The organism is Mesorhizobium escarrei, assembly GCF_935825525.1.
In the GTDB taxonomy this organism is placed as follows: Bacteria; Pseudomonadota; Alphaproteobacteria; order Rhizobiales; family Rhizobiaceae; genus Mesorhizobium; species Mesorhizobium escarrei.
The window spans coordinates 4,832-28,893 of sequence record NZ_CAKXZT010000132.1; the positions used below are offsets into that span (position 1 = coordinate 4,832).

Below are 24,062 nucleotides of genomic sequence, written 5' to 3' on the forward strand. Positions count from 1 at the left end.
GGGACCCGCAAATATGTCGGCAGTGCGTTTGTGAGCGTCAATCGCGAGATGCGGGAGCGGCTGTGGAAGCGTGTCCAGGAACATGCCGGGCCACCGCCCAAGGAGATGCCAAAGCGGCCGGCAACGCAGTGGGTCAAGCCGGGTATCAAGGCCCGTGTGAAACACCTCAGGGGCGAGGAAGACCTTCGCCACGCATCGCTGCAGGACTTCTGGGACGAAGCTAGCGGTTGAAAGCCGTGGGGCGGAACTTGCCGGCGCCAACGTCAGGATTATATTCCTCCCGTTGCGGCGAGCCCTTCAACGGAGATCGCCATGCCCCAAAAGACCCTCGCCGACACTCTGGCCGCCCGCGAAACCATCTATTTCAATTGCGGACACCCGGTGTGCTGCAAATCGACGAAGCTCGACATCCAGGCGCTGATCGACAGGCTCGGCCGTGACCACGGCTCGATGCACGACGACCTGGTCGGGCTCTTTGTCTGCTCGAATTGCAAGGCTGCCGGTCGTGACTGCCGGCAGGTGTTCTTCACATGCGTTCCTGACTACGAAGGCCAGCAGCGGGCGCGCAATCGCGACTGGAAGCCAACTTTCGAACGAGGGGGCTGAAAGTGGCCAGCACCTTAGTCAAGTGATAGCTAATATAATGGACCACTTCATCCAATCGATGGACGAAACCCATCAAGGGCCGGTGCTATTTTGATGCATGTCGCGAGCTTACTTATCCCCGAGCCACCTTGCTTTCGCTGTCCTCGCGATCAGCGTCAGCTATGCCGAAGCCGCGGACCGTAAGGTCGAAACCGCGACGCTCGGTACATACGCCAATTCGAAGAATCTGCCGGTTTGCACCGCGTCAAGCTCACTCTTCGAAGTCCTCGGTGATAAGTGTTTTCTCGTCAAAGGTTCGATGATCTACGGCGACATCGCCGAACTATCCCAGATAGTCACTTTTAGTCGGTAGCCGGCGAAGGTCATGGTTATGCTGCCAGATGGTCCTCGCACGGGGCGGGCGGTTTGCTCCAGTCCGGAATTCCGATTTGGAGGCCGCCATTGCACAGCTGCCCTGCGACATGCGAGTTTGTCAACCAAATGGCTCATCATGGGAGTCTCGTCATGTCCATTCGCCGGATTGCGTTGACCTCGGCAGCGGTCACGCTTGCCTTCACAACCCTCGCCCAGGCCAGGCCGGACACCCGCGCCATGACCTGCCAACAGACGCAGGCGCTAATCCAGAACCATGGCTCGGCGGTGCTGACCACCGGCCCGAACACCTATGCCCTCTACGTCCGCCGGTACAGTAATGCGTGCGACTGGTCGTTAATCCCAGCGGTAGGGTTTGTGCCGACGCGCGATGGCCAGTGCTTGGTTCATCGATGCAGAGAGCCGCTCTACACTCCTCCCGGCTGACGGGGACGAGCATAGCTATTCTGCTGCGCCTTTCGGCAGGAAGCCCTTAGCCTCAAGGTCGTCCACTGTGAGTTTCTCGACATAGGCAGCGACCCATGCGCCTGTCTGCCTTTGGGTCCTTGGAACGGAGTCGCATAACCGGCGTTACCGGCCAACCAAACGCTGCCAACGATATGGAGGAACGCGCGTGATCGAGTTGACCGAGACGGAAAAGCGCTTTCTCAAGCGCGTTGACACCATCACTCACGTTCCCTGGTCGAACAAAGTCACAGCCGCAGATGCCAAAGGCAAGCCCATGCGTATCGCAAGGGCAACGTTTGTCCGATTAAGAGACGACGGCATCATCATCCGATCTACTAGCGACCTGACCTCGAACACCTACGTCATTAATCCTGCACCCGTGACGCCACAAGTCGAGGAAGTGCAGGAAGCGTCCTGATCGGGCGGGCACGGGCGGCGCGTCAATCCTTCTTCAGCCTCACGCCGGCGCCGCCGCCATTCTTCGGGATGAACTCGACGCCGGCGGCTTCGAGGGCTGTCTGAAGATCGAGCAATGTGCGATCATATGGCGCCCGCTTCCCGGCTTCGAAATTTGCAATTGTCGCCTTCGCCACCTTCGAAGCCATCGCCAGTTGATCTTGCGACCATCCGATAAGCGCACGGCCGGCCCGGCATTGGGCAGACGAAATTCCCATTTTAATCAAACCTCGCATTAAAGATGTTGACTTCGTTAATCGGTTCAGCCTTATATCATTAGTGTAACATTATCGCAAACGGAGGAATCTAATGCCGAACATCACCGTTCGGGCAGCCGCCGAAGGCATGCCCGCAATCAATCGCCGCCGCCTGCTTAACCTGACAGGGGCAGGCCTCGCTCTCGCCGCTACGTCTGCAGCCGTGCGCAATGTCTCAGCCGCGACCATCCCGGCCGCGTCTGCCGAGCATCCAGACGCCGAGCTGCTCGCGCTCGACAAGGAAATGGAGGCCGCTCACGCTCGGATGGTAAGGGCGTCGAAAGTCTGCAGGAAGGTCGGTAGAAAGTGCGAGAAGCTTTACCCACCAAGGCCTCCGAAGTGGGAAGATCCGGACATGCCGGACCATCTTCATGAAATGAATCTCGACAGGAGAATTCGCGACTGCCAAGAAATTCCTGAGCCTATTCGCGCATGGTTCAAGGAGCGTGGTGAGCAGAGGGCCGCGAACAAGGCCTTGCAGGACGCGTATCATGCCAAATGGGAAGAGATAAACCGCGAAGGCGGGGTGGACGCTGCCGAAGAGGCATTCAACGCGTTTGCGACGAGGAGTGGGAAGCCGGCAAGCCATCTTCGCGATCCCTGCCTACACCCTCGAAGGTATGGCGGTGAAAATCCGCGCAGGCCAGAGATTAGGACTGGAGAATTTTTCTGATCCGAGCGAAGCCTACCTTTCGATCGCCGCCGATATCAGGCGTCTTGCAACCGGCGGTGCCGCATGAACGCGCTCACTTCCGCCCCGACCGTTGAGCCGTTCTGCGTCTCTGACACGTTCGTCACTGGCGCCGGCCCGCTCCAGATCATGGGCGACAATCTCAGGCTGACGCTGCATGTCTTGCAGCGCTCGACCTATGACGGCGGCACGGAAAACGCCGTGGTCTCAAAGATTGTTGGAAGTCGCACCGACATGCTGAAGATCGCTGCCGCCATTCTTAGTGCCTGCAATTCCCGGTCAACACCCTCGGACAAGGTGGTGGAAAACTTCATGGAGTTTCTTGAGGGGCCCGCGGGACGACACTGATCAACCGAAAAAACATTTCCACTTGACAAAGCCCGCTGCCTCACGGTGGCGGGCTTATCGCCGTTTGGCCTTCGCCAGTTGCAGCCGCAACCATTGCCAGCCCCACTTCACCAGCGATCTGATGAGCCGCATAAAAGCCCCTCCCATGTCGCGTCCATGTCCCCGCGTGGACCCGATAGTCGCAGGAAACCCTTGGAAAGCAACCAGGGCGGTTCCGGCTTCACGCCGGGTCTGTTCAGGGAAATTCGCGGGGGTTTATTCGGTGGATATTCGATGAAATCAGGCTAGGGAGGCTTAAGTGCTTGATTTTGCTGGTACGCCCAAGGGGAATCGAACCCCTGTTCCCGCCGTGAGAGGGCGGTGTCCTGACCGCTAGACGATGGGCGCGTTCAAGAACCGGCGATATAGGCTGACGGCCGGGAAAAAGCAACTGGGCTTCTGGCAGTCAATGATGCCGGGAAAAATATCCGTTGCAAGCCTATCGTTTTAGCTCGATCAAGTCCCAGAGATTTCCGTGGAGATCGACGAAAACTGCCACCGTGCCATAGGCCTCATGGCGTGGCGCCTCGCGGAATTCAACGCCCTTTGCGAGCATTGCCGCGTGGTCGCGGACAAAATCGTCGGTTTCGAGAAACAAATAGACGCGGCCGCCGGTCTGGTTGCCGACGCTATTTTTTTGCGCATCATCGGCCGCTTCGGCCAGCAGCAGGCGCGCGCCTTGTCCGTTTGCCGGCGCCACCGTGACCCAGCGCTTGCCGCCGCCGAGATCGACGTCCTCGGTGAGCAAAAAGCCCAGCCTGTCGACATACCAGCAGATCGCCTCGTCGTAATTGGCGACGACAAGCGCGACGGTGGCGATGCGGCGATGTTCGGCGAAACCAGTCATTTGTTGCGGATCGAAAAGCGGCCAATGATGCGGCGCTCAGTGATGTCGTAGACAAAGATGGCGCGGCTGCCGTCGGCAAGCTCCGCATCGATGGAGACGCGATTGCCGGAAAGCGACTGGCTGATGACCTTGGCGCCGACCGGCAGCACGATGTCGCCGGTCAGCGGCTCGCCTGATGGCACCTGGATGTCGCCGGCAAGGGATGGGGCTGCCGGTGGCGCGGTGCGCGTTTTGTAGACAAGGGCTGCAATCACCACCATAAGGGCGAGGAACAGCAGGCCGAGATTGATGGCGACGAAGCGGACGAGCTTCTTGCGCACCTTTTCGACTTCGGGGTCGAGCGGCTTTTCCTCGTCTTCATCGACAGCAGCCATGGCAAAACATTCCGGAACGATTTTCGATGAGCGCTCATAACGAAGAGACCCCGATATTGATAGAGGATGGATCGAGTACGGGCCGATCGCCAGACGGGGGATCGCTAGACGGCGGATCAATAGTGCTGGAAGCAGGCCCCGATGCGGCCAGCCAGCGGCTCGACCAATGGCTGGCGGGCAAGCTCGGCCCGGACATGTCGCGCAGCCGGGTGCAGATGCTGATCAGACAGGGCGCCGTCAAGGTCGACGACCAGCCGGTCATCGAGACCAAACGCAAGATGGCAGCCGGTGAACGCGTAGCGGTCGACATGCCGGAGCCGGAGCCGGCGGAGCCGCAAGGCGAGAACATCCCGCTCGACGTCCTCTATGAAGACAATGAATTGATCGTCATCGACAAGCCGCCGGGGCTGGTCGTCCATCCCGGCGCCGGCAACTGGACCGGCACGCTGGTCAATGCGCTGATCCACCATTGCGGCGACAGTCTTTCCGGCATCGGCGGTGTGCGGCGGCCCGGGATCGTCCACCGCCTGGACAAGGAAACCAGCGGCGTCATGGTCGTGGCCAAGACCGACCGCGCCCACAAATCATTGTCGGAAGCCTTTGCCGACCATGGCCTGACCGGCGATCTCAAACGCGCCTATCTGGCGCTGGTCTGGGGCATTCCGATGAGACCGACCGGCACGGTCGACGAGCCGCTCGGTCGCGCCGCCGACCGCGTGCGCCGTGCCGTGGTGCCGGAGGGCCGTGACGATGCCCGCCACGCCGTCACCCATTTCACCGTGGTCGAGCGCTTTGGCGAGCAGCAAAAGGAGTTTGCCACGGCGAGCCTGGTCGAATGCCGGCTCGAGACCGGCCGCACCCATCAGATCCGCGTCCACATGGCTCATATCGGCCATCCGGTCGTCGGCGATCCCGATTACGGCCAAGCCTTTCGCACCAAGGCGAACCGGCTGCCCGAGCCGCTGAAAGGCCAAGTGAAGGCCTTTCCGCGACAGGCATTGCATGCCCGCCTCCTTGAGTTTCGGCATCCGACTACCCATTTACCGATGAGGTTCGAGGCACCGCTACCAAGGGACATGGAGGAACTTGTGGACGGCTTCCGCAGACTCTGAACCGGCTTCATCCATTCAAAACCAGATCGGCAAAAACCTGACCCGCGTTGTTCACTTTGGCGTGACACACTGTTTCGTGTTGAACCAAATGCTGTCCCTTCTGGTTTTGTTCCTGTATACATCCGCTGTCGCGAACGAGCCTTTTGGCGTTCGCGACATATGCCCGCCGCGTTTAGGGGGCACCACTCCAAGAGAGAGGGGCGCTATCATGGCCCAGTCACTACCCAGTATCGTTTCCGGCGAAGGCGGCCTCAGCCGCTACCTGGAAGAAATCCGTCGCTTTCCGATGCTTCAGCCGCAGGAAGAGTACATGCTCGCCAAGCGTTACGCTGAGCATGAGGACACCACGGCTGCGCACAAGCTCGTCACCAGCCATCTTCGGCTCGTCGCCAAGATCGCCATGGGCTATCGCGGCTACGGCCTGCCGATCGGCGAAGTGATCTCGGAAGGCAATGTCGGCCTGATGCAGGCCGTCAAGAAATTCGAACCGGAGCGCGGCTTCCGGCTCGCCACCTACGCCATGTGGTGGATCAAGGCGTCGATCCAGGAATACATCCTGCGCTCGTGGAGCCTGGTCAAGATGGGCACCACCGCCAACCAGAAGCGCCTGTTCTTCAACCTGCGCAAGGTGAAGGGCAAGATCCAGGCGCTCGACGACGGCGATTTGAAGCCCGAGCAGATCGCCGAGATCGCCACCCGCCTCAACGTGTCGGAAGCGGAAGTGGTGTCGATGAACCGCCGCCTGTCGGGCGACGCCTCGCTCAACGCGCCGATCCGGGCGAGCGAAGGTGAGTCCGGTGAGTGGCAGGACTGGCTGGTCGACGACCACGAAAGCCAGGAAGAGGCGCTGATCGAGCAAGACGAGCTGGAAAACCGGCGCGGCATGCTGTCCGGCGCTCTTGCCGTGCTCAACGAGCGCGAGCGGCGCATCTTCGAGGCGCGCCGCCTGGCCGAGGAGCCGCTGACGCTGGAAGAGCTGTCGGCCGAGTTCGACATCAGCCGCGAGCGCGTGCGCCAGATCGAGGTGCGCGCCTTCGAGAAGGTGCAGGACGCGGTCAAGGCCGCAGCCAAGCGCCAGATGCAGGCGCTGCGCACCATCGAGGCGCAGCCGGCGGCGTAAAGCCTTCCGACGGAAATAATGAAAACGGCGGCGTCAGGTAACTGGCGCCGCCTTAATTTTATGGGTCCTCCGACTGCCGGGAGAACTGGCCCTTGGTGCCATATTCTAGCTAGGTTGCCGGTTCCGCCGCGCCTTCGCGAAAACACCCGAACCGTCGCCACAAATCGCTCAACCATCGGTCTGATCAGCCTGGCCGACTCTAGCGGCATTATAGCAATTTTCCCCAAGCCCTGGAAACCGCAACGCTGCAAATTGTGGCGGCAATGTTCCGGCGCCGACATGGGCTTCCGTGGTGAAATTCCACAAGGCGGCGCTTGCGGCAGGCGGCCGTGACAATGGGCCGCCGCTGCGCTGGGCAGTTGAGCTCGTCTATTTGGAAACCAAAGGCAGTATGACGATGACGATTTCTCCATTTCTCACCGCTCTCGGATCCGAAGGTCCTCCAGCCAACAGAGCGAAAGACATGGACCTGTATGGATGGCTAATTGGAAGCTGGGAAATGGACACGGTCCACTTTCTGGACGACGGCACAATCCAGAAGTGGAATGGAGAATGCCATTTTGGCTGGGTGCTCGAAGGCCGGGCGATTCAGGACGTTTGGATCAGGCCCAAGCGCCCTGCGCCGTCCACGATGTATGGCACGACTTTGCGCATCTTCGATCCTGGGATCGATGGCTGGCACATCATATGGAACGACCCGCTCAACCGAGATCACTCGCGCCAGATCGGGCGGGCCGAGGGTAAGGACATTGTCCAGCTCGGCACTGACTCGCGCGGTCTGAGAACCCGATGGCGTTTCACCGAGATCACTGCCAACAGCTTCCATTGGATCGGCGAGGAAAGACCCTCCGAGAGCGACCCTTGGCAAATCACGTATGAACATCTAGCCCGCCGAACAAAACCCTGAAGCCAGACTAGCTGGCGTCTTTCTCCCCGTCGCTATACGGGGAGAAATGTCTGGCAGGACAATGAGGGGCGGCGCTGACTTCCTGGAATTGCTACAACCCCTCAAAGGCAATCCAGCGGAAACTTCAAATACCGGCGCCCGTTGGATTCCGGTTCCGGCAAGCGCCCGCCATTCATGTTGACCTGCAGCGCGTGCAGGATCAGCCTCGGCATCGGCAGCGTCCTGTCGCGCGCCTCGCGCAACGCTACGAAATCGGCCTCCGTCCTGCACGCCGCAACATGGGCGTTCTTGGATTTTTGTTCCGCGACAGTGCTCTCCCACAAGGGCTCGCGCCCCTCCGTCTGGTAGTCATGACCTACGAACAGACGCGTCTCCTCCGGTAGCGCGAGGATATTTTGGATCGATCGCCAGAGTTGCGCGGCACTGCCGCCGGGAAAGTCCGCTCTCGCCGTGCCGCTGTCAGGCATGAACAGCGTATCATGGATGAAAGCGGCGTCGCCGATCACGTAGGTGATCGAGGCCAGCGTGTGGCCCGGTGAAAAAAGCACTTTTGCCGGAATGCCGCCGACCGAAAAGGTCTCGCCGTCGGCAAACAGCCTGCTCCACTGCGATCCGTCGGCAGGAAAATCCGGCCAGTTGTAGATTGCCTTCCACAGTTTCTGGACATCGACGACCTTCTCGCCGATCGCCGTCGGCGCTCCTGTCTTCGTGCTGAGGTAGTGTGCCGCGGAGAAATGGTCGGCATGCGGGTGGGTGTCGAGGATCCATTCGACAACCAGCCGTCGATCTCTAATGAAGTCGAGCAGGGCGTCGGCATTTTTCGTGGCAGTGGCGCCGGACTTCTCGTCGAAATCGAGGACCGGATCGATGATTGCGCATCGTCGCGTCTGCGGGTCGGCGACGACATACTGGATGGACCCGCTCGGCTTGTCGTAAAAGCCTGCCACCTGCAGCTTGGCCGATGATGCGTCCAATCCCGGCTCCCTCAACTCCCACCCGGCAGGAATGGTTTTCCTGACCGGGGTAAAAGAAGAGCATGGTCATCCGCCGGCGCCGCGCCGTCAAGCACCGCATGCCTCGGGTGAGGCAAAAGGCCGAAAATCCTTCCGTGCCGCCCGCTCAGGCGGAGGGCTGCTTGGTCTTCCGGAGATACGGCAGGATCGTCTCGTAGGCGCCGAACCGCTTGACCGCATCCTCGTTGGAAACGGCGGCGGTGATGATGACGTCCTCGCCCTGCTTCCAGTTCGCCGGCGTCGCCACCTGGTGCTTGGCGGTCAACTGTATGGAATCGATCGCACGCAGGATCTCATCGAAGTTACGGCCGGTCGTCATCGGATAGGTGAGAACCAGCTTGATCTTCTTGTCGGGGCCGATGACATAAACTGAACGCACCGTCGCGTTGTCGGCGGGTGTGCGCCCTTCCGAGGTTTCGCCGGCGCCCGCCGGCAGCATCTCGTAAAGCTTGGCGACCTTCAGGTCCTTGTCGCCGATCAGCGGGTAGTTCACCGATTGGCCGGTCGCCTTCTTGATATCATCCTGCCATTTGCCATGGCTTTCGACCGGATCGACGGAAATGCCGATGATCTTGACGTTGCGCTTCTTGAACTCGCCTTCCAGCCCGGCCATCGTGCCGAGCTCGGTCGTGCAGACCGGCGTGAAATTTTTCGGATGGCTGAAAAGCACCGCCCAGCCGTCACCGATCCATTCGTGGAAGTTGATCGTCCCTTGCGTAGTTTCGGCCGTGAAATCCGGCGCGGTATCATTGATACGAAGGCTCATGATGCGTCCCTACCCTGTGATTGCAGCCGGCATTGACCATCCGCCGGCCCTGCTTCTGCCTTTTTACCACTGCGGCGTCATCCTTCATACGCCTGTTGCACCGGCACCGGGGCCGGCGGCGAAAACTTTTTCGCCTTTTGTCGTGAAAAGCAGCATTTCCCGCCCATTGATGCCGGCTCAATAGGGCGTTTGGGCACGACAGCAGTGGAAATCTAGACCTTGTTCACCGTCAGCGTCGTCGCCAGATCTTCCATGCGCTGGGCGAGCGCGCCAAGCGCATGGGTCAGCACGGTATCGTTCTTGTCAGCCTTGGTCAGCGCGTCGTCACGCGTCTTGCGCAGCGTCAGCACTTCGCTTTCCATGCCCTTGACGCGTTTTTGCAGTTCCGAAAGCTCGTCCATGACCATGATGCCGGCCATTACGGTCAGCCGCTGGTCGCCGATTTCGCCGAATGAGTCTTTCAGATGCGAGACATAGCGGTCGAAGCGCTCGGCAAGGTCGATCAGATGCTCTTCCTGGCCCTCGTCGCAAGCCATGCGATACTGCTTGCCATCGATGGAAACCGTGACTTGTGCCATTGGGCCAGCCCCTATCTGTCCAACACGGCGCGGATGGTTTCCATGGCGGTCACCAGCCGACGCGACACTTCCTTGTTGGCGTCTTCCAGCCGTTCGGCGCGCGCTTCGGAATTGTCGAGTTCCTGCGCCAGCCGCGAGCGGTCGGCGTTCATGCGCTGCACCTCCGCCTCGGCTTCCGTGTAGTCGCGCTCGTGCTCGAGCTTGGCCGCGACGGCGTTTTCCAGCCCTTCGATGGCCTTACCCAGCCTGGCGATGACTTCCTTGAGTGTCGTTTCCCCGGTCATGGCTTTCGTCCTGCGCCCTGCCCATCACCGAATCATCCACGTTCAGAACGCGTTATGTCTGAAACATTACGCGCCGTGTGAAGCCAACGTCAATAAAGCTCTCGCGACTGTCCCCTGCTAACGCTAATTTAGGCCTCCAAAGCCCTTCCGGCGCCATCGCAAGACCGGCAGAAGCGCCGGTTTACTGACTAACAAGACCGGCAAAAGCGCGCCGGTTTGTTGACTAAAAGGCCGCGCCTGCTATGTGTCGCGCACCCCTTTCCAGGGCTCTCCCAAGGCCCCGAACCCCGACACTGGAGGAAGCATGACCTCGCGCGAACAACATGACCGGATGGCCAATGCGATCCGTTTTCTTTCCATGGACGCCGTCGAGAAGGCCCAGTCCGGCCACCCCGGCCTGCCCATGGGCTGCGCCGACATCGCCACGGTGCTGTTCACGCGTTTCCTGAAATACGATGCGAAGAACCCGCATTGGCCCGATCGCGACCGCTTCATCCTATCGGCCGGCCACGGTTCGATGCTGCTCTATTCGCTGCTCTATCTGACCGGCTACGACGACATCACCCTCGACCAGATCAAGCATTTCCGCCAGGTCGGATCGAGGACGGCGGGCCATCCCGAATATGGCCATGCCGCCGGCATCGAGACGACCACCGGCCCGCTCGGCCAGGGCCTTGCCAATTCGGTCGGCTTCGCACTCGGCGAGCGCATCATGAATGCCGCCTTCGGCAACGATCTCGTCGACCACTACACCTACGCGCTGGCCGGTGACGGCTGCCTGATGGAGGGCGTTTCCCAGGAGGCCATCGCGCTTGCCGGACATCTCAAGCTGAACAAGCTGATCGTCTTTTGGGACAACAACAACATCTCGATCGACGGCCCGGTTTCGCTGGCCGACAACACCGATCAGGTCGCCCGCTTCCAGGCGTCCGGCTGGAACGCCAGCCACATCGACGGCCAGGATCCGGAAGCTATCGCCTATGCCATCGAGGCGGCCCGCCATTCCGACAAACCGACGATGATCGCCTGCAAGACGACGATCGGCTTCGGCGCGCCGACCAAGGCCGGCACCAACAAGGCGCACGGCTCGCCGCTAGGCGCCGATGAAATCGCCGGCGCGAGAAAATTCTTCGGCTGGGACTATCCGCCTTTCGAAGTTCCTGCCGACATCCTCGATGCCTGGCGCGACGCCGGCAAGACCGGCGTCAAGGCACGCGCCGACTGGGAAGGCCGCCTTGCCAAGGCCGACGCCCAATTGCGCAGCGAATTCGAGCGCCGCATCAGCGGCACGCTGCCGGCTAATTTCGACGCCGTCATCACCGACTACAAGAAGAAGCTCGCCGCAGACAAACCGAAGGTCGCCACTCGCAAATCGTCGGAAATGGCGCTCGAAATCATCAACGGCGCCGTCCCGGAAACCATCGGCGGCTCGGCCGACCTGACCGGCTCCAACAACACCAAGACCAGCCAGACCAAGAACATCACGGCAGACGATTACGGCCAGCGCTACGTTCACTACGGCATCCGCGAGCACGGCATGGCCGCCGCACTCAACGGACTGACGCTGCATGGCGGCCTCATCGCCTATGGCGGCACGTTCATGTGCTTTTCCGACTACGCCCGTCCGTCGATGCGGCTCGCCTCGCTGATGGGCATCCGCTCGATCTTCGTCATGACCCATGATTCCATCGGCCTCGGCGAAGACGGCCCGACCCATCAGCCGGTCGAGCATCTGGCCGCACTGCGCGCCATTCCGAACCACAATGTCTTCCGCCCTGCCGACGCGGTCGAGACCGCCGAATGCTGGCAACTGGCCCTCGAGCAGGAAAAGACGCCTTCGACGCTGGCGCTGACCCGGCAGAACCTGCCGACGGTGCGCAACGACTTCGTTGCGGAAAATCTCAGCCGCCAGGGCGCCTATGAGCTGGCCGCCGCCAATGGCGATGCGGCGGTGACGATCTTCGCTTCGGGCTCCGAGGTCGAGATTGCGCTGGCGGCGCGCGAGGCGCTCGAGAAGCACGGCCATCCGACCCGCGTCGTCTCTGTGCCGTGCTTCGAATTGTTCGACAAGCAGAGCGCCGATTACCGCAACAAGACGATCGGCAACGCGCCGATCAAGATCGCTATCGAAGCCGGCATCCGCCAGGGCTGGGATCATTTCATCGGCACCGACGGCATCTTCATCGGCATGACCGGCTTCGGCGCCTCCGGCACGATCGAACAGCTCTATCCGCATTTCGGCATCACCGCCGAAGCGACGGTGAAGGCGGCGGAAGCCCGCCTGCACGGCGAACCGAAACCGCACATGGCGGTTTCGCCGGCAGCCGCGACCTAATGGACTTAAATCCAACCCATCGACGGCTGGATTCTTTGCCAGCCCGCCGTTATGAAGCTGCGGACTTGATCTTCGGCCTCCAACTCCCAGGGAGAGAAAAATGACCGTCAGAGTTGCCATCAACGGATTCGGCCGCATCGGCCGCAACATCCTGCGCGCCATCCACGAATCCGGCCGCAAGGACATCGATGTCGTCGCCGTCAACGACCTCGGCCCGGTCGAGACCAACGCGCATCTGCTGCGCTACGACAGCGTGCATGGCCGCTTCCCGCATGAAGTGACGGTCGACGGTGACCAGATCACCGTCGGCACCGAAAAATTCAAGGTCACCGCGATCAAGGACCCGACGCAGCTGCCGTGGAAGGATCTCGGCATCGATATCGCGCTCGAATGCACCGGCATCTTCACCGCCCGCGACAAGGCCGCGGCGCATCTGACCGCCGGCGCCAAGCGCGTCCTCGTCTCGGCGCCGGCCGAGGGCGCCGACCTCACCGTCGTCTATGGCATCAACCATGACAAGCTGACCAAGGACCACATCGTCATCTCGAACGCCTCCTGCACCACCAACTGCCTGGCGCCGCTGGCAGCCGTGCTGCATGAGGCCGTCGGCATCGAGAAGGGCATGATGACGACGATCCACTCCTACACCGGCGACCAGCCGACATTGGACACCATGCACAAGGATCTCTACCGCGCCCGCGCCGCGGCGCTTTCGCAGATCCCGACCTCGACCGGCGCGGCCAAGGCGATCGGCCTGGTGCTGCCAGACCTCAAGGGCAAGCTCGACGGCATCTCCATCCGCGTGCCGACCCCGAACGTCTCGGTCGTCGATTTCAAGTTCATCGCCAAGCGTTCGACCACGGTGCAGGAAATCAACGAGGCGGTGATCGCCGCCTCCAACGGCAAGTTGAAGGGCGTTCTCGCCGTCACCCGCCATCCGAACGTATCGATCGACTTCAACCACGATCCGCATTCCTCGATTATGGCGCTCGACCAGACCAAGGTCATGGACGGCAATTTCGTTTCGGTGCTGTCCTGGTACGACAATGAATGGGGTTTTTCCAACCGCATGGCCGACACCGCAGTCGCCTTCGGCAAGACCATCGCCTGACAGCAGAACCATCTTCATGCGACTTGAAAATGCCCGGCCTGTCCGGGCGTTTTCATGAGAGCGCCCAGCGCCCTTTTGGATGCGCAAACGACGCTCTAAGGGTTTGTTTGGCAAGACTCGCGCCTTGAGCGCCAGAACCCTCAAAAACCAGCGGCATAGCGCAAAAAACCACCCTCACGCCTTGCACCGGTCATGTCTTCGCCTCACTCTCCCGTAAAGCGAGAGGAACACGAATTCGAGGGGCAATTGGCGGATGGAGCATGCGATCTATCTCGTGACGCTGGTCGGCGCCGCACTCGTCGTCGCCGCCGCGTTTTCGAGCCTGATAGCCTTCCGCTTCGGCGCGCCCCTCTTGCTGCTGTTTCTCTGCATTGGCCTGGCCACTGGAACCGACGGCCTCGGCATCCAGTTCGACAATGCGCGGCTGGCTTATTTTGCCGGCTCACTGGCGCTGGCGGTCATCTTGTTCGATTCCGGTTTCGGTACGCCGCTCAACGCGTTGCGCCAGGCGGCCGGACCGGCGCTGTCGCTGGCGACCATCGGCGTCCTTTTGACCACTGGACTGTTCGGCGGCGTCGCCCATTATCTGCTCGATCTCAGCTGGCTGGAATCCTTCCTGCTCGGGGCCGCTGTCGCCTCGACCGACGCCGCAGCGGTGTTCTTCCTGTTGCGCGCAGGCGAGATCAATTTGCGCGAACGCGTGCGTTCCACGCTCGAGGTGGAATCCGGCACCAATGACCCGATCGCCATCTTCCTCACCATAAGCCTGGTCGAGATCATCGCCGCCAACGCCAGCCCCGAGGCCAGGGTGCTGGTTACCGACCTGGTCCTCGGCTTCCTTCTCAACATGGGGCTTGGCGCCATCGTCGGCATTTTCGGCGGCCTCGCCATCGTGCGGCTCGTCGACCGGCTCAATCTCGACCACGGGCTGCTGCCGATCTTCGTGCTGACGCTGTCGCTGATGGTGTTCGCCGCCGCCGGCGCCATTGGCGGCTCCGGCTTTCTGGCGGTCTATCTCGCCGGCCTCGTTGCCGGCAATTCCGACATCCGCGCCGTCACCATCCTCAAGCGCTTCCAGGACGGCATGTCGTGGCTGGCGCAGATCATCATGTTCCTGATCCTCGGCCTGTTCGCGACGCCCTCGCAATTTCCGGCGATCCTGCTGCCGGCGGTGCTGCTGGGCCTGTTCCTGATATTCGTGGCGCGGCCGATCGCCGTCTGGCTTTGCCTGATGCCGTTTCGTCTGCCGCGCCCGGAAGTCGCCTTCGTCTCATGGGTGGGCCTGCGTGGCGCCGTGTCGATCCTGCTCGCCATCACGCCGCTGCTTGGCGGTCTTGAGAATGGCCGCCTCATCTTCAACACCGCCTTCATCGTCGTGCTGGTATCGCTGGTCATCCAGGGATGGACCGTCGGACCGCTGGCGCGCCGCCTCGGCCTGATCGTGCCCGCCCGCCTGGGTCCGTTGGACAAGGTCGAACTCGAATTGCCGGGCTCCGCCCATCACGAGCTTCTCGCCTACCGCGTAGCACCAGGCAGCCCGGTGGCGCGCGGCGAGCGCATTCCGCGCTGGGCGCGGCCTTCGCTGGTGCTGCGCGACGGCCGCTCGATGCGCTTCCAGGACATGGGCAGGCTCGCCGCCGGCGACCATGTCTACATCTTCGTGCCGGATCGCTATCCGGCCCTGCTTGACAAGCTGTTCGCCAGCCGCGCCGTGGTCGATCCCGAGGATGCGGACTTCTTCGGCGCCTTCGCCGTCGATCCGGCGCGCTCCGCCGCGGAACTGGAAGCCGCTTACGCGCCGGGCCTGACCGAAGAGGAACGCAAGCTGACCGTCGGCGACCTGGTGACGGCGCGGCTCGGCGGCCATGCCGAATATGCCGACCGCGTGCTGATTGGTCCGATCGAGCTGATCGTCCGCGACGTCGACGACAAGGGCAGGATCACCGGTCTCGGTCTTTCCCTCGAGCCGACCGCGCCGGTGGCGCGGGTGCCGGTGTTCCTGAGTGCCGGCGAAATCGCCGACCGCATCGCTGCCTTTGCGCGCAATTGGCGCAAGCGGAACAAAAAGCTGGATCCCGAGGCCCCGGTGGACGTGGACGCCGATGCGCGGCCGGTGGTGGAAAAGGCAACAGGCGAGGGCTGACGGCTACCGACACGGGCGCTGGTCAAATCTGTTGCGTAGCACCATTGCAGGTCTTGCATCGTCGTTGGCGCGGGTTAAGGTCCCGGCGCTTTTTTGCGAAAGGGAACAGCATGGCCGGCTTCAAGACACTGGATGACATTGGCAATATCGACGGCAAGCGCGTGCTGGTGCGCGTCGACCTCAACGTTCCCGTCGCCGACGGCAAGGTCACCGATGCCACCCGCATTGAGCGCATTGCGCCGACCATCGCCGAGCTTTCCGGCAAGGGCGCCAAGGTCATCCTGCTTGCCCATTTCGGCCGGCCCAAGGATGGACCTTCGCCCGAATTCTCGCTTGAGCCGATCGCCAAGGCGGCCGCGGAAGTGCTTGGCCGCCCGGTCGGCTTCGCGGCGGATTGCATCGGCGACAAGGCCGCAAGCGCCGTCGCCGCCATGAACAACGGCGACGTGCTGCTGCTCGAAAACACCCGCTTCTACAAGGCCGAGGAGAAGAACGACCCGGCCTTCACCGAAAAGCTGGCCGCCAATGGCGACATCTTCGTCAACGACGCCTTTTCCGCCGCCCACCGCGCCCATTCGTCGACGGAAGGGCTTGCGCAGCTGTTGCCGGCTTTCGCCGGCCGTACCATGCAAGCCGAACTCGACGCGCTGGAAAAGGGCCTCGGTAATCCCGTCCGCCCCGTCGTCGCCATCGTCGGCGGCGCCAAGGTGTCGAGCAAAATCGACCTCCTGATGAATCTGGTGAAAAAGGTCGACGCGCTGGTCATCGGCGGCGGCATGGCCAACACCTTCCTCGCCGCGCGCGGCACCGCCGTCGGAAAATCGCTGTGCGAGCATGATCTCGCCAACACCGCCAAGCAGATCATGATCGAGGCGGCCGAAGCCGGCTGCGCCGTCATCCTGCCGGTCGACGGTGTCGTCGCCAAGGAATTCAAGGCGGGCGCCGCCAGCGAAACCGTCGCCATATCGGAGGTGCCGGCCGATGCCATGATCCTCGATGTCGGCGAAAAGACCGTGAAGACCGTTGCAGACTGGATCGACCGCGCCGCGACGCTGGTCTGGAACGGCCCGCTCGGCGCCTTCGAGATCGAGCCATTCGACCGGGCGACGGTGGCGGCGGCCAGGCACGCCGCGGCCCGCACCAAGGCCGGCAAATTGATCTCGGTGGCAGGTGGCGGCGACACGGTGGCCGCCCTCAACCATGCCGGCGTCGCCGACGACTTCACCTATGTCTCGACCGCCGGCGGCGCCTTCCTGGAATGGATGGAAGGCAAGCCGCTGCCCGGTGTCGATGTGCTGAAGCGCTGAGGCCCTGGGCGACAGGCGAACGAGGGCGTTTGCGCGTTTCAATCGATTCGAGCTTTCCACTCGGAATGGTTCGACTTGAACCTGCCTTGCTCTAGTGGTCTGCTAGCCCGGATGTTTTACACTGTTGGAACAACCGGTTCAGGAGGATGCACAATGAGCGAACGTCTCGAGGACATTGCCGCTGCGATGGTGGCCGACGGCAAGGGTCTTTTGGCCGCCGACGAGAGTTCCGGCACCATCAAGAAGCGTTTCGACGTCATCGGCGTCGAATCGACCGCCGACAGCCGCCGCGACTATCGCGAGATGATGTTCCGCGCCAAGGAAGCGATGACCAGATACATCTCCGGCGTCATCCTCTATGACGAGACCATTCGCCAGAAGGCCGCCGACGGCACGCCACTGGTCGACATCATCAAGGCGACCGGCGCCATTCCAGGCATCAAGGTCGATGCCGGCGCCAAGCCGCTGGCCGGGTACCCCGGCGACACCATCACCGAAGGCCTCGACGGCCTGCGCGAGCGGCTCGCCGACTATTACAAGCTAGGCGCCCGTTTCGCCAAATGGCGTGCAGTGATCGACATCGACGTCGCCAAAGGCGTGCCCTCCGCCACGTCGATCGGCTCGAACGCCCATGCGCTCGCCCGCTATGCGGCGCTCTGCCAGGAGGCCGGCATCGTGCCGATCGTCGAGCCGGAGGTGCTGATGGACGGCGCCCACGACATCGGCACCTGCTACGAGATCAGCAAGGCGACGCTGACGAAACTCTACACCGAGCTCTACGCCGCCCGCGTCGTCCTTGAAGGCACCATCCTGAAGCCGAACATGGTTCTCGCCGGCAAGACGTCTGGCAACACCAGCAGCCCCGAGGAAGTCGCCGAAAAGACCATAAAACTGTTCCGCGAAACGGTCCCGGCAGCTATTGGCGGCATCGCCTTTCTCTCGGGTGGGCAATCGGATGAGGAGGCGACCGCCAACCTCAACGCCATCAACGCCATCGGCCCGCATCCATGGAAATTGACTTTCTCCTATGGCCGCGCCTTGCAGGCGGCGCCACAGAAGGCGTGGAGCGGCAAGGCAGCCAACGTCGCCGCTGCCCAGGCCGCCTTCGCCCACCGCGCCCACATGAACCATCTGGCAGCGCTTGGCAAATGGCAGCCGGAACTGGAACAGGCCGCCTGACCGGATTTTCCACCGATTCGAACCCGGGCCATGTGCCCGGGTTTCATCTGCTCCAAAATGCTCCAAAACAATGCGGCGCCGTGTCGGCTTGCGTTGAGCCCGAACGTCGTTTGCCCCATTAACGGTTTGCGATGCAGCGCTTTCTTGCCCTCCTCACCTGGCTCGCCTTTCCGGTCTATGTCTGGCAGGGGCTCGGCGTGCGCCGCCGCACCACCCGCATGCTGCCGGCGCAAGGTCCGGTCATGCACGAGATATCAGGCCAGGCTCCGGCGGTCTCGCTTCTGATGCTTGGCGATTCTTCCGCGGCCTCGGTCGGCATCGGCAATTCCGAGTACGGGCTGGCCGCGCAACTGGCCGAGCTGATCTCGAAACGCACTGGCCGTGCGGTGCGCTGGCGGGCAGCCGGCTTCAACTCGGCGACCTCAGGCCAGATCCGCGATCATGTGCTGCCCAACCTGTCGGCCGATCCCTGGACGCATATCGTGCTCGCCATCGGCACCAACGACACCAAGAACTTTCACTCGGTGCCACGCTTCAAAAGCGATTTTGGCGGCCTGCTCTACGCGCTGCGCGCCAAATGGCCGGAGGCGCGCGTGGTGTGGTCGCCGGTGCTGGAATTCACCCGCGCACCGGCAATGCCGCCGCTGCTCGGAAAGATCCTGGAAATCCGCGCCGCCGAGATGAACCGGATGGGCGAGCGCCTTTGCCTCGAACGCGGCGCTGTGCCGGCGCCGCGCCTGCCGATCACCGATGCCGAAGCCGGTTTTGCCTCCGACGGATTTCATGCCTCGGAAGCCGGCTACCGGGCCTGGGCGGAACATCTGGTCGATTTGGTGCTGACCAACGAACCACGCCTCGCCTAGCGGCCGCCAGTCCTATGTCCCCAGCCTTACGTCCAATGCCCCAGCGCCGCTGTTATCGAAATCGCCGCCATCGCCAGCACCGCCAGCTTCCAAAAATCGCTGCGCCGCTTCAGCCCCGGCCAGCCGAGGGGCTTGATCAGCTGGATGACCATCATGGCAATGATAACGAGCGCGAGGAGTTTCGACATGCCGCTTGTGACTAGCGCATTGGCCGGCAAATCGAAATCGATTTCAGCGGCGCTTAGCATCACGGTCGGCTGTCAAAGCGCTCCTTTCGCTCGCTCCCGATAGAGTTGCTATAACGGCTTGAGGCCGGCCTCGATCGCAGCCCGTTTCGGTTCGAGGAACGGCGGCAGGGCCAGCCTTTCGCCCAGCGTCTCCAGCGGCTCGTCGGCCGTGAACCCGGGGCCGTCGGTGGCAATCTCGAACAATATGCCGTTTGGCTCCCGAAAATAGAGCGAACGGAAGTAGTATCGTTCGACCTCACCGCTTGACGGCAGGCGGAATTCGGCCAGCCGCGCCGTCCATTGGTGCAAAATCTCCTGGTTCGGCGCCCTGAATGCCACGTGGTGGACCGCACCGGCGCCTTGCCGTGCCGGCGGAAGGCCCGGCTGCACCGCGACATGAAGCTCCGCCGCCGGGCCGCCTTCACCCATCTCGAAGACATGAACCTGGCCCTGACCATCCGGCGAGGCATAGTCCCGCGCCTTGCGCATGTTCATCACCCTGGTCAGCACGGTTTCAGTGTTGGTGATATCGGGAACGCTGATGACGATCGGCCCTAGCCCGCGTATCTGGTGCTCGATCGGGACCGGGCTTTGAGCCCAGGGGTGACTGTCGCCCTTGCCGCCATCGCTGACGAGACGCAGGCGCTGGCCTTCCGCGTCTTCGAAGTCCAGCGACGGATAGCCGCCGATATCGCCGATCTCTTCCGTCGCGACATTCTCGCCGGACAAGTTCTGCTTCCACCAGGCAAGGCTTTCAGGGCTGGCGACCCTCAGGCTGGTCCGCACGATGCTGTTGGTGCCGCGCCGTTCGCGTCCGACCGGCCAATCGAAGAAGGTAAGATCGGTGCCAGGCGTCGCCTCGGCGTCGGCATAGAAAAGGTGATAGGCTGACGTGTCGTCCTGATTGACCGTCTTCTTGACCAGTCGCAGGCCCAAGGTCCTGGTGTAGAAGCGAAGGTTTCCGGGTGCATTGGCCGTGATTGCGGTCAGATGGTGAATTCCTGTCAGTTGCAGGCTCATTGTCATCTCCCTGATCTCTGGAAAATCTCTTTCTCCTTCAATATCAGAACCCCGGCCCTATCGCTGCTGCGGATTCCGACGGTCCGTCGTTGGCAAATGAAAGACTTAATCCCGGCGACGAGAAAGCCTGCTTCTCTCGGGCAGACGGATCGGAACCGGCAAAACCTGGCACGCTCGCCAAAGACCGCTCAGCCTCCTGACAGACTGCTGTCAGGAGGGGTGTGCGATAGTGTCTCCATCGAAAGAAAGGAGACCAGCTATGAACGGTTTTACCATTCTGCGTAGCGTGCAGCACTATGTCGGCAAGATCCGGACGATGCGCAACGAGATCCGCACCCGGCGTTTCATGAACGAGTTGCCGCAGAGCATCCGCAAGGACATCGGTTGGCCGGATAATTATGAAGGCCGCCACGGCCGCGGCCATTGAGGCGATTTTTTTCGCAGCAGCAGTTGGATGCGGACGCCACGGCGCCCAGATAAATAGGTCCGGCGGATCGAAAGACGGAGCAGGAAATGTCCGAACAGAAAACTATCGGCGTTCTTTTCATCGATCGCTTCGCCGACTGGGAATACGGGCTGCTGGCGGCTTCGGCGGTCGAATGGTTCGGCGCACGCGCGGTGTCTCTGACGCCGAACGGCAAGCCGGTGACTTCGGCCAGCGGATTTATGCTGACGCCCGACCGCTCCACCGCGGTTGATGAAAACACCGATCTCGACGCCGTCGCGGTCATCGGCTCCGACCAGTGGGTCGATGCACCGCCTGACGTCTCCGCACTGCTGACAGCGGTCGCGGCGGGCGGCGGCGTGGTCGGCGGCATTTGCGCCGGCACCTTGGCACTGGCGCGTGCCGGCCTGTTCGACAAGGCCAAACACACCAGCAATGGTCGTGACTGGATCAACGAAAAGGAACCGGATTACCCGGGCGCTCAGAACTATCAGGACGTGCCGCATGCCGTCGCCGACGGTCGCATCGTGTCCGCGCCGGGTTCGGCTCCCGGCACGTTCGCTCTTGCCTTTTTGAAGACGCTCTATCCCCAGAGAAGCAGCGACCTTGCACAGATGCGCACGCTGTTCGCCAAGGAGTATGCTGAAGGGGAATATGCTGAAGCCTCCTGACAGTATGGTGTCAGGAGCGGCGTGCAATAGTGCGGCGGTATCAGGAGACAGACATGGCGTTCATCCCTGCAAAAGCTTCGGCATGGTTCGAGATTCCCGTCACCGACATGGATCGGGCGCGCGCCTTTTATGGGTCGGTGCTCCAGAACGATCTCATTCTGGAGGAGAGCGGCCCGAACCCGATAGCGATGTTCGCCGCGCAGGACCGAACGGCCTCCGGGCACATCTATCCCGGGAAGTCCGCTGCACCGGGAACCGGACCGACCATCCATCTGTCGGTTGCCGCACCGATCGAGGATGCGATGGAACGGGTGAGGCAGAACGGCGGTCAGGTCGTCTCGCCGGCAATCTCCATCCCGGCCGGCACATTCGCCTATTGCCTGGACCCCGACGGCAACAGCTTTGGGCTTTTCGTTTAGAGGTGGAAGCAACCCGAAATGGTGAAAAGCTGGAACGACAGGCTGAACACGCCAAGCAGCAACGGCATCAAGCCGACGCCGCGCACTGTTGGCGACGTCGTCGAGGGCCAGCCGATGCTGGTGCCGACGGCACGGCAGGTTGATGATTTCATCCGCTCCATTCCAAAGGGCATGGCCATGGATGTCCGCGCTTTGCGCACCGCGCTCGCCATCGAGCACGGCGCCGAAGTGACATGTCCGGTCACCATCGGCTATCATCTGCGCACTGTCGCCGAGGCCGCCAACGAGGATCTGGAGCGCGGCATGACGCTGAGCGACATCGCGCCGTTCTGGCGGGTGCTGGATGCAAAGACGCCGACAACAGGGAAATTGTCCTTCGGCGCGGCATTCGTCGCCGCGCAGCGCAAGCGCGAAGGGCTTGAGCCATAATGCATGTCGCCCAAAAGTGGGAACCGGTTTTGGGCCAACGACATGCTAAAAACAACATCGAGGGACCATACGATGCGCCGCGCCGACAGGCTCTTCCAGATCGTGCAGCATCTGCGCGGTGGCCGCCTGGTCACGGCCCAGAAGCTGGGCAATTGGCTCGAGGTTTCCGAGCGAACCATCTACCGCGACATCGCCGACCTGCAGTCGACGGGTGTGCCGATCGACGGCGAGGCCGGCGTCGGCTACATGATGAGGGAGGGTTTCGACCTTCCGCCGCTGATGTTCACGCGTGACGAGATCGTCGCGCTGGTCGCCGGCGCTCGCATGGTGCGAGCGTTTGGCGGCGCTGCCATGGCGCGGGCCGCCGACGAGGCGCTGGTCAAGATCGGCGCCGTGCTGCCCGATGCCGAAAAGGACCGCATCGCCCGCACCGAGATCCACACGCCGATGTGGGTGGTAAGCGACGCCGCCCGCGAAGCAATCGACCTGATCGAGCGCGCGGTGGAAAAACGCCAGGTGCTGACCATCGGCTACTCCGACGAAGCAGGCCGCAGCACCGCGCGCGACATCAGGCCATTGGGTCTGTGGTTCTGGGGCAAGGTGTGGACGCTGGTCGCCTGGTGCGAGATGCGCGACGATTTTCGCGCTTTCCGCATCGACCGCATCGCATCGGTGGTCATAGCCGGCCGCATCTTCAAGCCGGAGCGCGGCAAGCAGCTCGCCGATTTTTACCGTGCGGTGGAGCGCAGCGAGGACTACGGCATGGCGCCGGACCGCGCCGCGCGGACATAGGCGCTCTTACCTTCTCCCCTTGTGGGAGAAGGTGGATTGGCGCGCAGCGCCAAGACGGAAGAGGGGTGTTGGACGGAGTGCGTCGGTGCCAAGCTGGAGCACCCCTCATCCGGCCGCTTCGCGGCCACCTTCTCCAACAAGGGGAGAAGGAACAGCGCCGTCTCTTACTCCTCGTCGTCCTTATCCTCGTTCTTCGACTTCAGCGCCGAGAGCTTGGCGAAGACGGCGTTGGCGTCGAGTTCCGCATCCTCATCCTTTGGCTTCTCGGCCGCCGGCACGAGGCGCTCGGTCAATGCCGCCGGCAGCAGCGTGTCGCCGGTCGGCTGTGCCTGCTCGCGGCCGCGCGAGGCGCGGTTGACTTCCATGTCGAGGTCGATCTGCGATGTGAGGCCCAGCGTCACCGGATCCATCGGCTGCAGATTTGCGGAGTTCCAGTGCTTCCTGTCACGGATCTGGTCGATCGTCGACTTGGTGGTGCCGACGAGGCGCGCGATCTGCGCGTCCTTCAACTCGGGATGGTTGCGAACAAGCCACAGGATGGCGTTGGGCCGGTCCTGGCGCTTCGACAGCGGCGTGTAGCGCGGCCCTTTGCGCTTGGATTCCGGCACCCGCACCTTGGGGTCGGACAGCTTCAGCCGATGGTTCGGATCCTTCTCGGCGCGTGCGATCTCGTCGCGGGTCAGCTGGCCGGTCATGATCGGGTCCATACCTTTGATGCCTTGCGCCGATTCGCCGTCGGCGATCGCCTTGACCTCGAGCGGATGCAACCCGCAGAACTGCGCGATCTGCTCGAAGGAGAGCGCGGTGTTGTCGACCAGCCAGACGGCGGTCGCCTTGGGCATCAGCAGCGTATTGGCCATTGCAAAATATCCTTCTCGCTCGCCCGCGTTCCCGCGCGGGCGGT

At 62.3% G+C, this 24,062-nt stretch carries 28 protein-coding genes, 1 tRNA gene and 2 pseudogenes; 20 read left to right on the forward strand and 11 right to left on the reverse strand.

From position 1 onward, the window contains the following. The 4 genes and pseudogenes from NMG80_RS18625 to NMG80_RS18640 all read left to right on the forward strand — a co-directional run. Window positions 1-231: pseudogene (locus NMG80_RS18625) on the forward strand (ATP-dependent DNA ligase); the annotation flags it as partial. Between the two features lie 81 nt (window positions 232-312). Further along, window positions 313-606, forward strand: a complete 294-nt coding sequence (locus NMG80_RS18630; protein ID WP_254019450.1) for a hypothetical protein — start codon at window positions 313-315, stop codon at window positions 604-606. A 504-nt stretch (window positions 607-1,110) separates the two neighbouring features. After that, the gene (locus tag NMG80_RS18635) at window positions 1,111-1,404 is read left to right on the forward strand and encodes a hypothetical protein (RefSeq protein ID WP_254019451.1); all 294 of its coding nucleotides are present in this window, start codon (window positions 1,111-1,113) and stop codon (window positions 1,402-1,404) included. Window positions 1,405-1,591: 187 nt separating this feature from the next. Beyond that, window positions 1,592-1,843: a hypothetical protein gene (locus tag NMG80_RS18640; RefSeq protein ID WP_128171165.1), complete on the forward strand. Its 252-nt coding sequence runs from the start codon at window positions 1,592-1,594 to the stop codon at window positions 1,841-1,843. 28 nt (window positions 1,844-1,871) lie between these two features. Here the strand turns inward: NMG80_RS18640 and NMG80_RS18645 are convergent. Continuing rightward, window positions 1,872-2,099, reverse strand: a pseudogene (locus NMG80_RS18645) (helix-turn-helix domain-containing protein); the annotation flags it as partial. A gap of 91 nt (window positions 2,100-2,190) precedes the next feature. Between NMG80_RS18645 and NMG80_RS18650 the strand changes: the two are divergent. Together NMG80_RS18650 and NMG80_RS18655 are read left to right on the forward strand one after the other, a co-directional pair. Beyond that, complete coding sequence (locus NMG80_RS18650) at window positions 2,191-2,811, forward strand: hypothetical protein (protein WP_254019453.1); 621 nt, start codon at window positions 2,191-2,193, stop codon at window positions 2,809-2,811. Window positions 2,812-2,874: 63 nt separating this feature from the next. After that, entirely contained in the window at window positions 2,875-3,177 is a 303-nt protein-coding gene (locus tag NMG80_RS18655; RefSeq protein ID WP_254019454.1) for a hypothetical protein, read from the forward strand. Window positions 3,178-3,489: 312 nt separating this feature from the next. Here the strand turns inward: NMG80_RS18655 and NMG80_RS18660 are convergent. The 3 genes from NMG80_RS18660 to NMG80_RS18670 form a co-directional block, all read right to left on the reverse strand. Continuing rightward, window positions 3,490-3,564: transfer RNA gene (locus NMG80_RS18660), tRNA-Glu, on the reverse strand. Between the two features lie 91 nt (window positions 3,565-3,655). After that, complete coding sequence (locus tag NMG80_RS18665) at window positions 3,656-4,063, reverse strand: VOC family protein (RefSeq protein ID WP_254019455.1); 408 nt, start codon at window positions 4,061-4,063, stop codon at window positions 3,656-3,658. Then, a complete protein-coding gene (locus tag NMG80_RS18670; protein ID WP_254019456.1) occupies window positions 4,060-4,437 on the reverse strand; it encodes a fimbrial protein in 378 nt (125 codons plus the stop codon). The genes NMG80_RS18665 and NMG80_RS18670 overlap by 4 nt, the downstream gene beginning before the upstream one ends. Before the next feature lie 26 nt (window positions 4,438-4,463). On the opposite strand from NMG80_RS18670, the gene NMG80_RS18675 reads away from it, so the two are divergent. From NMG80_RS18675 to NMG80_RS18685, 3 genes are all read left to right on the forward strand, one after another. Then, window positions 4,464-5,549: an RluA family pseudouridine synthase gene (locus NMG80_RS18675; protein ID WP_254019457.1), complete on the forward strand. Its 1,086-nt coding sequence runs from the start codon at window positions 4,464-4,466 to the stop codon at window positions 5,547-5,549. A 208-nt stretch (window positions 5,550-5,757) separates the two neighbouring features. Continuing rightward, window positions 5,758-6,669 (forward strand): RNA polymerase sigma factor RpoH, encoded by a 912-nt coding sequence (gene rpoH, locus NMG80_RS18680; RefSeq protein WP_023797074.1) that lies wholly within the window; start codon window positions 5,758-5,760, stop codon window positions 6,667-6,669. Between the two features lie 292 nt (window positions 6,670-6,961). Further along, a complete protein-coding gene (locus NMG80_RS18685) occupies window positions 6,962-7,576 on the forward strand; it encodes a hypothetical protein (protein ID WP_254019458.1) in 615 nt (204 codons plus the stop codon). A gap of 101 nt (window positions 7,577-7,677) precedes the next feature. Here the strand turns inward: NMG80_RS18685 and NMG80_RS18690 are convergent, their stop codons facing one another. The 4 genes from NMG80_RS18690 to NMG80_RS18705 all read right to left on the reverse strand — a co-directional run bounded on the left by NMG80_RS18690 (window position 7,678) and on the right by NMG80_RS18705 (window position 10,217). Then, window positions 7,678-8,550: an MBL fold metallo-hydrolase gene (locus tag NMG80_RS18690; RefSeq protein WP_254019459.1), complete on the reverse strand. Its 873-nt coding sequence runs from the start codon at window positions 8,548-8,550 to the stop codon at window positions 7,678-7,680. Between the two features lie 145 nt (window positions 8,551-8,695). Further along, window positions 8,696-9,355: a peroxiredoxin gene (locus tag NMG80_RS18695; RefSeq protein ID WP_254019460.1), complete on the reverse strand. Its 660-nt coding sequence runs from the start codon at window positions 9,353-9,355 to the stop codon at window positions 8,696-8,698. 212 nt (window positions 9,356-9,567) lie between these two features. Beyond that, window positions 9,568-9,933, reverse strand: coding sequence for a cell division protein ZapA (locus NMG80_RS18700; protein ID WP_254019461.1), 366 nt, complete (start codon window positions 9,931-9,933; stop codon window positions 9,568-9,570). A gap of 11 nt (window positions 9,934-9,944) precedes the next feature. Next, entirely contained in the window at window positions 9,945-10,217 is a 273-nt protein-coding gene (locus tag NMG80_RS18705) for a DUF4164 domain-containing protein (RefSeq protein WP_023797069.1), read from the reverse strand. Between the two features lie 304 nt (window positions 10,218-10,521). Here NMG80_RS18705 and tkt point away from each other — a divergent pair, with 304 nt between their 5' ends. The 6 genes from tkt to NMG80_RS18735 all read left to right on the forward strand — a co-directional run bounded on the left by tkt (window position 10,522) and on the right by NMG80_RS18735 (window position 19,155). Beyond that, a complete protein-coding gene (tkt, locus tag NMG80_RS18710; RefSeq protein ID WP_254019462.1) occupies window positions 10,522-12,552 on the forward strand; it encodes a transketolase in 2,031 nt (676 codons plus the stop codon). A gap of 100 nt (window positions 12,553-12,652) precedes the next feature. Continuing rightward, complete coding sequence (gene gap, locus NMG80_RS18715) at window positions 12,653-13,663, forward strand: type I glyceraldehyde-3-phosphate dehydrogenase (protein ID WP_254019463.1); 1,011 nt, start codon at window positions 12,653-12,655, stop codon at window positions 13,661-13,663. 253 nt (window positions 13,664-13,916) lie between these two features. After that, window positions 13,917-15,806, forward strand: coding sequence for a potassium/proton antiporter (locus NMG80_RS18720; protein ID WP_254019464.1), 1,890 nt, complete (start codon window positions 13,917-13,919; stop codon window positions 15,804-15,806). A 110-nt stretch (window positions 15,807-15,916) separates the two neighbouring features. Continuing rightward, complete coding sequence (locus NMG80_RS18725) at window positions 15,917-17,113, forward strand: phosphoglycerate kinase (protein ID WP_254019465.1); 1,197 nt, start codon at window positions 15,917-15,919, stop codon at window positions 17,111-17,113. Window positions 17,114-17,266: 153 nt separating this feature from the next. Beyond that, a complete protein-coding gene (locus tag NMG80_RS18730) occupies window positions 17,267-18,292 on the forward strand; it encodes a class I fructose-bisphosphate aldolase (RefSeq protein WP_254019466.1) in 1,026 nt (341 codons plus the stop codon). A gap of 131 nt (window positions 18,293-18,423) precedes the next feature. Next, window positions 18,424-19,155 (forward strand): SGNH/GDSL hydrolase family protein, encoded by a 732-nt coding sequence (locus NMG80_RS18735; RefSeq protein WP_254019467.1) that lies wholly within the window; start codon window positions 18,424-18,426, stop codon window positions 19,153-19,155. A 26-nt stretch (window positions 19,156-19,181) separates the two neighbouring features. Here NMG80_RS18735 and NMG80_RS18740 read toward each other — a convergent pair whose 3' ends face one another. Then, window positions 19,182-19,373, reverse strand: coding sequence for a hypothetical protein (locus tag NMG80_RS18740; RefSeq protein ID WP_254019560.1), 192 nt, complete (start codon window positions 19,371-19,373; stop codon window positions 19,182-19,184). Window positions 19,374-19,451: 78 nt separating this feature from the next. Continuing rightward, complete coding sequence (locus tag NMG80_RS18745; protein WP_254019468.1) at window positions 19,452-20,402, reverse strand: ring-cleaving dioxygenase; 951 nt, start codon at window positions 20,400-20,402, stop codon at window positions 19,452-19,454. A 259-nt stretch (window positions 20,403-20,661) separates the two neighbouring features. On the opposite strand from NMG80_RS18745, the gene NMG80_RS18750 reads away from it, so the two are divergent. The 5 genes from NMG80_RS18750 (at window position 20,662) to NMG80_RS18770 (ending at window position 23,158) form a co-directional block, all read left to right on the forward strand. Continuing rightward, window positions 20,662-20,829, forward strand: coding sequence for a hypothetical protein (locus NMG80_RS18750; protein WP_077380489.1), 168 nt, complete (start codon window positions 20,662-20,664; stop codon window positions 20,827-20,829). Between the two features lie 86 nt (window positions 20,830-20,915). Further along, window positions 20,916-21,518 carry a DJ-1/PfpI family protein gene (locus NMG80_RS18755; protein WP_254019469.1) on the forward strand — a complete coding sequence of 201 codons (603 nt, stop codon included), beginning with the start codon at window positions 20,916-20,918 and terminating at the stop codon, window positions 21,516-21,518. A 53-nt stretch (window positions 21,519-21,571) separates the two neighbouring features. Further along, entirely contained in the window at window positions 21,572-21,937 is a 366-nt protein-coding gene (locus NMG80_RS18760) for a VOC family protein (RefSeq protein WP_254019470.1), read from the forward strand. An 18-nt stretch (window positions 21,938-21,955) separates the two neighbouring features. Continuing rightward, window positions 21,956-22,366, forward strand: a complete 411-nt coding sequence (locus NMG80_RS18765) for a hypothetical protein (RefSeq protein WP_254019471.1) — start codon at window positions 21,956-21,958, stop codon at window positions 22,364-22,366. Window positions 22,367-22,438: 72 nt separating this feature from the next. Next, window positions 22,439-23,158, forward strand: coding sequence for a helix-turn-helix transcriptional regulator (locus NMG80_RS18770; protein WP_254019472.1), 720 nt, complete (start codon window positions 22,439-22,441; stop codon window positions 23,156-23,158). A gap of 164 nt (window positions 23,159-23,322) precedes the next feature. On the opposite strand, the gene NMG80_RS18775 is transcribed toward NMG80_RS18770, so the two are convergent. Next, complete coding sequence (locus NMG80_RS18775; protein ID WP_254019473.1) at window positions 23,323-24,018, reverse strand: DUF1013 domain-containing protein; 696 nt, start codon at window positions 24,016-24,018, stop codon at window positions 23,323-23,325. Window positions 24,019-24,062 lie beyond the last annotated feature (44 nt).

What these genes read in the sequence shown, in the direction of transcription:
- gap (WP_254019463.1), top strand. Translation starts at nt 12,653, where the DNA reads ATGACCGTCAGAGTTGCCATCAACGGATTCGGCCGCATCGGCCGCAAC.
- NMG80_RS18675 (WP_254019457.1), top strand. Translation starts at nt 4,464, where the DNA reads ATGAGCGCTCATAACGAAGAGACCCCGATATTGATAGAGGATGGATCG.
- tkt (WP_254019462.1), top strand. Translation starts at nt 10,522, where the DNA reads ATGACCTCGCGCGAACAACATGACCGGATGGCCAATGCGATCCGTTTT.
- NMG80_RS18730 (WP_254019466.1), top strand. Translation starts at nt 17,267, where the DNA reads ATGAGCGAACGTCTCGAGGACATTGCCGCTGCGATGGTGGCCGACGGC.
- NMG80_RS18705 (WP_023797069.1), bottom strand. Translation starts at nt 10,217, where the DNA reads ATGACCGGGGAAACGACACTCAAGGAAGTCATCGCCAGGCTGGGTAAG.
- NMG80_RS18650 (WP_254019453.1), top strand. Translation starts at nt 2,191, where the DNA reads ATGCCGAACATCACCGTTCGGGCAGCCGCCGAAGGCATGCCCGCAATC.
- NMG80_RS18755 (WP_254019469.1), top strand. Translation starts at nt 20,916, where the DNA reads ATGTCCGAACAGAAAACTATCGGCGTTCTTTTCATCGATCGCTTCGCC.
- NMG80_RS18695 (WP_254019460.1), bottom strand. Translation starts at nt 9,355, where the DNA reads ATGAGCCTTCGTATCAATGATACCGCGCCGGATTTCACGGCCGAAACT.
- NMG80_RS18770 (WP_254019472.1), top strand. Translation starts at nt 22,439, where the DNA reads ATGCGCCGCGCCGACAGGCTCTTCCAGATCGTGCAGCATCTGCGCGGT.
- NMG80_RS18630 (WP_254019450.1), top strand. Translation starts at nt 313, where the DNA reads ATGCCCCAAAAGACCCTCGCCGACACTCTGGCCGCCCGCGAAACCATC.
- NMG80_RS18720 (WP_254019464.1), top strand. Translation starts at nt 13,917, where the DNA reads ATGGAGCATGCGATCTATCTCGTGACGCTGGTCGGCGCCGCACTCGTC.
- rpoH (WP_023797074.1), top strand. Translation starts at nt 5,758, where the DNA reads ATGGCCCAGTCACTACCCAGTATCGTTTCCGGCGAAGGCGGCCTCAGC.
- NMG80_RS18635 (WP_254019451.1), top strand. Translation starts at nt 1,111, where the DNA reads ATGTCCATTCGCCGGATTGCGTTGACCTCGGCAGCGGTCACGCTTGCC.
- NMG80_RS18750 (WP_077380489.1), top strand. Translation starts at nt 20,662, where the DNA reads ATGAACGGTTTTACCATTCTGCGTAGCGTGCAGCACTATGTCGGCAAG.
- NMG80_RS18670 (WP_254019456.1), bottom strand. Translation starts at nt 4,437, where the DNA reads ATGGCTGCTGTCGATGAAGACGAGGAAAAGCCGCTCGACCCCGAAGTC.
- NMG80_RS18775 (WP_254019473.1), bottom strand. Translation starts at nt 24,018, where the DNA reads ATGGCCAATACGCTGCTGATGCCCAAGGCGACCGCCGTCTGGCTGGTC.
- NMG80_RS18765 (WP_254019471.1), top strand. Translation starts at nt 21,956, where the DNA reads ATGGTGAAAAGCTGGAACGACAGGCTGAACACGCCAAGCAGCAACGGC.
- NMG80_RS18745 (WP_254019468.1), bottom strand. Translation starts at nt 20,402, where the DNA reads ATGAGCCTGCAACTGACAGGAATTCACCATCTGACCGCAATCACGGCC.
- NMG80_RS18665 (WP_254019455.1), bottom strand. Translation starts at nt 4,063, where the DNA reads ATGACTGGTTTCGCCGAACATCGCCGCATCGCCACCGTCGCGCTTGTC.
- NMG80_RS18760 (WP_254019470.1), top strand. Translation starts at nt 21,572, where the DNA reads ATGGCGTTCATCCCTGCAAAAGCTTCGGCATGGTTCGAGATTCCCGTC.
- NMG80_RS18725 (WP_254019465.1), top strand. Translation starts at nt 15,917, where the DNA reads ATGGCCGGCTTCAAGACACTGGATGACATTGGCAATATCGACGGCAAG.
- NMG80_RS18735 (WP_254019467.1), top strand. Translation starts at nt 18,424, where the DNA reads ATGCAGCGCTTTCTTGCCCTCCTCACCTGGCTCGCCTTTCCGGTCTAT.
- NMG80_RS18655 (WP_254019454.1), top strand. Translation starts at nt 2,875, where the DNA reads ATGAACGCGCTCACTTCCGCCCCGACCGTTGAGCCGTTCTGCGTCTCT.
- NMG80_RS18700 (WP_254019461.1), bottom strand. Translation starts at nt 9,933, where the DNA reads ATGGCACAAGTCACGGTTTCCATCGATGGCAAGCAGTATCGCATGGCT.